Below are 5,414 nucleotides of genomic sequence, written 5' to 3'. Positions count from 1 at the left end.
CCCGCTGACCCGCCCCGCCGGCGCATCCTCTCCTCGCCGACCCGCCGAGACCACCCGCGGGCCTCGGCCCGCCGTCGACGGCCGGCTCCCCTACCCGGGGAGCCGGCCGTCGACGCGTCCGCCCCGGGCGTTGCGTGGGAACGGGAGTTTCTGCCAGTTTCAACGGGACGAATCGGGCAGGGAGCCATGCGAAAGTGGCACGTCGAGGCCTTCCCCTGCGGCGCCGGGGCGCCACCCGACGGGTGTGCGCGGACAGGTAGCTCCTACCGCTGCGCGAGCCCTCGAGCTCAGGGCGCGAGTCCTCCAGCCCAGGCGCTCGGTGCGGTCCCGCCCGCGCGTGCCGCTGCCGAGCGAAGCGCGTCCGCCACGACCCGCACGAGCTTCGCCGGCGCGGAAAGCGCGTCCCACCAGGTGAAACGGAGGACGTCCCAGCCGAGGCGGACCAGGTCGTTCTGACGGGCGCGATCGCGATGCAGGGCCGCCGGCAGGCCATGGGGGCCGACCCCGTCCGCCTCGACAGCAAGGCGTACGCCCGGCCAGGCGAAGTCGACGCGGGCCACCAGCCGGCCGCTGTGCGGATCACGCACCGGCCACTGCGACTGCTCGGGCAGCAGGCCAGCGTCACCGAGAAGCAGGCGCAGCCGTGTCTCCAGCGGTGACTCGGCCGCGCCGTCGACCAGCGCCCACCACGTCCGGGTACGGCTCCCGCCCCGGCGGGAGAGCACGCGCTCGCCTACGACCGCGAGATCGCGCGCGGACAGTCGCCGCTCGTGCAGCATCGCGTCGAGGACACTGACGACGAGCTCGCGATCGCGCAGCAGTGCGAGATCCTCCAGCGTTCTCCGCGCCGAGGTGGTGCGCAGGCCGCCGAGGTCAACGACGTCTCCGTCCCGCAGCGTCATTCCGTAGCGCTGAAAGCCCTGCCGTCCGCGGGGCCGCTCGCCAGCCGGGCACGGCGAGTTCGACCAGCTCCGGTGGCCGCAACAGCGGCAGCGCCGGCAGGCCGTGCAGCCGAGCCGCGGTGAGCCCACAGATCACCCCGCCGGCCACGGCGAGGACGGCTCTGGCGCTGGCTCGGATCACGTCGCGGACCGGCGGCACGAACAGCGCACCACGAACGGGGGAAGTCCAGCCGTCACGGCGTCGCCGCAGGACAAGCGCGTTCTCCGACAGGCCGAGCTGGTGGGCCTGGCGGCGGGTGACGACGTCGTCCTGACGGCGCGCCAGCGCGACGACTCTGTCGTGGGGCGTGGACATCGCCCCAGTCTCGGCCGTGCCGGCCGCCGGTGGCCGATGGATCCGCGCGCTGTGGAAAACCCGCCCGCCGACCCGGCAGATCCGGCGCGACCCCCGTCCTCAGCGGACAGCGGGCCTTCGCCGGACTGGCCGGGCTACGGCGGATCTGGATGACGTCAGGTCAGCCGGAGTTCCAGCGGGGGTGGGCGGAGAGGAAGCGGTCCTCGGTGAGGGGATGGTCGGAGGCGGTGGGGTTGTTCGGGTCGAGGATGCGCAGCTGCTTGCGGTCGTCGCCGCGGTTCGAGCTGAAGATGATCCGGGGGTCGTCCTTCGGGCCGAAGGTCGGGTCCATGTCGTCGCCCCGGGCGCGGGTGAGCTGCGTGATGTTCTTGCCGTCGGAGTCCATCTCGAAGATCTCGAGGTCGCCGTTCTGTTTCCGGGTGAAGGCGATCTTGCTGCCGTCGGGGGACCAGGCCGGGTCGGTGTCGTCGTTGCCCTGGTTCAGGGTCAGCTTGTCAGGCTGGGCGCCTTCCGTCACCGGGATCGTCACGATGAAGCCTCGCTGGCCGCCACCCAGGATTGACCAGTACGCGATGCGGTCGCCGCTGGGCGACCAGGCGGGGTCGGTGGCCTGTTCGGCCGCGTTCTTGATCCGGGTGACGCCCTGCGTCTTCAGGTTGACGATGTAGAGCCCGGACGCGGCGGTGCCCTTGTCGTCGGTCAAGGAGCGCGTGACCATCGAGCCGCCGTCGGGGGAGAGGGAAGCGCGCGAGTCGCCGGGAATCGTCAGGTTCTTGGCGGCGCCTGAGGCGAGCAGTGGCACGGCCTTGCCCGATCCGTCGGCCGCGATCGCCATGTACTGGGTGCGGTTCGCGCTCTCCACGGAGTAGACGACCGTCTGGCGGTCGATGGAGATCACGGGAAGGATCTCTTTCGCGGGGGTGCTGGTGATCTGCTTCTGCCCGGTGAGCAGACCGGCCGGGCCGACGGTGGCGCTGAACAGGTCGTAGCTGCCGTTCTTCTGCGCCGTGTAGACCATCGTCGCGTCGCTGAGCGCCGTGGCCGACTTCGGCAGGGGGAACGCAGCGCTGCCTGCCGGCGCGGTCGCGCTCGCTCCGGGCGTCGAGCCGGCTCCGGCGGTGGCGGTGTTGTCGTCCTTGCCTCCACCGCCGAGGGCCAGGATCGTCGCGATGATCGCGCCGACCACGACGACGCCGCCGCCTACGAGCAGCGGGGCGCGGCTGCGCCCGCGGCTGCGGCGCTTCTCGTCGGGTGCCGGCCTGGTGTCCCCGGGTCCGCCGGAGCCACCGGCGCCGAACGTCCCGCCCGCGCCGGGCGCGCCCTGCGGGTAGCCAGGGTCCTGGGGTCCCCCGGGGCCGCCGAAGCCGCGCGCACCGCCGGTCGCGTACCCGCCGCCGGCGCCGGTGCCGGTGCCGGTGGGCAGCCGGGTGGGTGCGTCCTGGTCGGCGGTGTAGCCGGCGGTGGACGGGCCGCCGGTGCCGGACGGCAGGCGGGTGGGGTCGTCGGGGCCGAGGGTGTAGCCGCCGCCGGGGCCGGTGGCGTTCGGCTGGGTGCCGGCGGCGGGGGAGGGGAGCTGCCAGCCCTGCAGGACGTTGGTGACGTCCTCGGGGTTGACGGCGGCCGCGGCATCGGGGTTGGAGCTGGCGGGGTCGCCGAGCAGGCGGAGCATGAGCTGCTGGGCGCTCGGGCGGCCGGCCGGGTCCTTGCGCATGGCCAGCCAGACGATCGGGCGCAGGGCCGGGTCGACGTCGTCGAGGCGGGGCTCCTCGTGCAGGGCGCGGTAGAGCAGCACCTGCGCGGAGGCCTCGCCGAACGGGTAGTGGCCGGTGGCGGCGAAGGCGACCAGGCCGCCCCAGGCCCAGATGTCCACCGCCGAGCTGATCGGCCGGCTCTCGATCTGCTCCGGGGACATGAACGCGGGCGTGCCGAGCTGCTGGAGGTCGCCGGTCAGGCCGCTGCCGGCGTCGACGGTGCGGGCGATGCCGAAGTCGATCACCCGGGGGCCGAAGGGCGAGAGGATGACGTTGGCGGGCTTGAGGTCGCGGTGGACGATGCCGGCGCTGTGGATGGCGGTGAGCGCGGCGGCGACGCCGACGGCGAGCTGCTCGAGGTTCGCGTCGGCCAGTGGGCCGTTGCGCTGCACGTAGCGGGCGAGCGTCTCGCCCTCGATGAACTCGGTGACCAGGTAGGGCCACTCGGCGTCGGGGTCGGCGTCGAGCACCTCGGCGGTGCAGACCCGGGCGACGCGCCGGGCCGTCTCGGCCTCCAGCCGGAACCGGGCGCGGAACTCGGGATTCCCGACGGCCTCAGTGCGGATCACTTTGATCGCGACCAGGCGGCCCTTCTCGGAGCGGCCCAGGTAGACCGTGCCCATGCCACCCTGGCCTAGCTTGCCGAGCAGGGTGTACGCGCCGAGCCTGGGAGGGTCGTCCGGACCGAGAGGAATGGCGCGCGCCGCCACACCTGCATCCGATGACGCCATGGACCTGTACCCCTGCCTGCCGCGCGCCGACCGCGCCTCCGCCGGACGGTGCGCCCTGAGCGCCCGTCCGCCGGCCTCACGCACCGACCCTTGATCGACCATGGTGATCTGCTCCGCCGGTAGGCGGATCAGTTGGGAAAATCTTAGGCGAGTGTCGCCCTGAACAGGACTGTCGGGGCAGCGACTGTGGACAAGGTGTCGTTGTCAAGGGAATGACATCAATCCGGAGCGTTCGTCCCGCCCCGTTCGCCGATCCGTGTGCCATCGTCGGGGGCACCGAGATCGTCGCAGTCGCGGACGGAGAGTCACGCATGGTGAGGACGTTCACCCGTATCGCCCGGATGGCCGGGGCGCTGAGCTGCGCAGCCGCGCTGCTCGGGCTCGCTGCCTGTTCCGGCGGCAGTGACGACGGTGGCGCAGCGAAACCAACCACGGCAGCGGGCGCCGCGTCGGGTGCGCCGGTCGCCGCGTCCGCGTCGCCGGGTTCGGCCGGCTCGGGCGGCGCCCAGGCGGCTGCTCCGACCACGCCGGTCTGGGGATTCACCCGCTTCACCTCGCCGGCCACGCCGGTGGGCACGCAGACCGTGCTGCCGGCGTCGGAGAGCTCCGGCAGCTGGCGCACCGGCGGTGGCTCCGCCGCGTCCGCCCACGTCATGGTCACGCACCTGGCGCGCGGCAGCTATCAGGTGACCTTCCCGGGCGTCGCGGTCCCGAGCGGGCGGGGTGTCGCCTTCGCGACCGCCCTCGACGCCCCCGGAGCCGCCGCGTCCGCCCCGGTGGTGTCCTGCCGCACCGTGCGCTGGGACGCGGCCGCCCGCGACGAGCAGGTCGAGGTGGCCTGCCGCGACGCGGCGGGAACGCCCGCCGATACCGGCTTCACGGCGCTGTTCGACCACGTTCCGGACGCCGCCGCGCCCTCACCGGGCGGGGCCTTCGCCTACCTGCGGGTCGACGCCGCCGGGGCGGCGGCCGCGACGTCGAAGCCGGTCGACTCCTACAGCGTCGCGGGCCCGGGCACGATCGAGGTCCACCGGGTCGGCGCCGGGCACTACACGATCGACCTCATCGGCCCGGCGTTCGCCAAGAACGGGAACAACCTGCAGGTCAACGCGACCGGCGAGGGCGAGATCGGCTGCAACGCCCTCGGCCGCGTGGTCGGGAAGGACCGCCAGTCGGTGTTCGTCGGCTGCGCCCGCGGCGCGACCTGGACGGACAGCCCCTTCGCCCTGCTCTACACCAGCGGCCACGCGCTGATCCCGACGGACGCCACGAGCTTCGGCCACGCCTTCACCGGCATCACCGTGCAGGGCGGCCCGACCCAGCAGGCGCCGATCGGCCCGGCGGTGAACGCCTGGGGCTGGTACTCGGCGAACAGCACGGGAGCGACCAACCAGGTCCGCCGCCTCGCCGTCGGCCGCTACGAGGTCACCTTCCCCAGCGTCGCCCGGAACGCGGACTCGCTGCAGGTCACGCCCTACGGCGAGCCGACGGCCCGCTGCTCCGCCGCGGGTGCCGGCGCCACCGCGGCGGCGAGCACCGGGGGCGCGGCCACCATCACGGTCCGCTGTGTGGACGCGGCTGGACGCCCGGCTGACAGCTACGCCAGTGTCGCCTACGTCAGCGCCCCCGGCTCCACCACGCCCTGACCCGAGCCCCCGGCCCGCGACCCCGCGAC

The 5,414-nt window shown here is 73.8% G+C and carries 4 protein-coding genes; 1 reads left to right on the top strand and 3 read right to left on the bottom strand.

Annotated features, from left to right (window positions below; genetic code table 11):
* Positions 1-287: 287 nt before the first annotated feature.
* The 3 genes from C1A33_RS19430 to C1A33_RS19420 form a co-directional block, all read right to left on the bottom strand.
* Entirely contained in the window at positions 288-902 is a 615-nt protein-coding gene (locus C1A33_RS19430) for an endonuclease domain-containing protein (protein ID WP_101832874.1), read from the bottom strand.
* The gene (locus tag C1A33_RS19425; RefSeq protein ID WP_101832873.1) at positions 874-1,257 is read right to left on the bottom strand and encodes a type IV toxin-antitoxin system AbiEi family antitoxin domain-containing protein; all 384 of its coding nucleotides are present in this window, start codon (positions 1,255-1,257) and stop codon (positions 874-876) included. Before C1A33_RS19425 ends, C1A33_RS19430 begins: the two co-directional genes overlap by 29 nt.
* A gap of 160 nt (positions 1,258-1,417) precedes the next feature.
* Complete coding sequence (locus C1A33_RS19420) at positions 1,418-3,739, bottom strand: protein kinase domain-containing protein (protein ID WP_101832872.1); 2,322 nt, start codon at positions 3,737-3,739, stop codon at positions 1,418-1,420.
* 311 nt (positions 3,740-4,050) lie between these two features.
* Between C1A33_RS19420 and C1A33_RS19415 the strand changes: the two genes are divergently transcribed.
* On the top strand, positions 4,051-5,385 hold the full coding sequence (locus tag C1A33_RS19415; protein WP_101832875.1) for a hypothetical protein: 1,335 nt from the start codon (positions 4,051-4,053) through the stop codon (positions 5,383-5,385).
* The last annotated feature ends 29 nt before the right edge of the window (positions 5,386-5,414 follow it).

The sequence above is a fragment of the Frankia canadensis genome, from assembly GCF_900197875.1.
GTDB classification, from domain to species: Bacteria; Actinomycetota; Actinomycetes; order Frankiales; family Frankiaceae; genus Frankia; species Frankia canadensis.
Note: the sequence above shows the minus strand (reverse complement) of the source record. Positions and strands in the feature narration are given on the sequence as shown.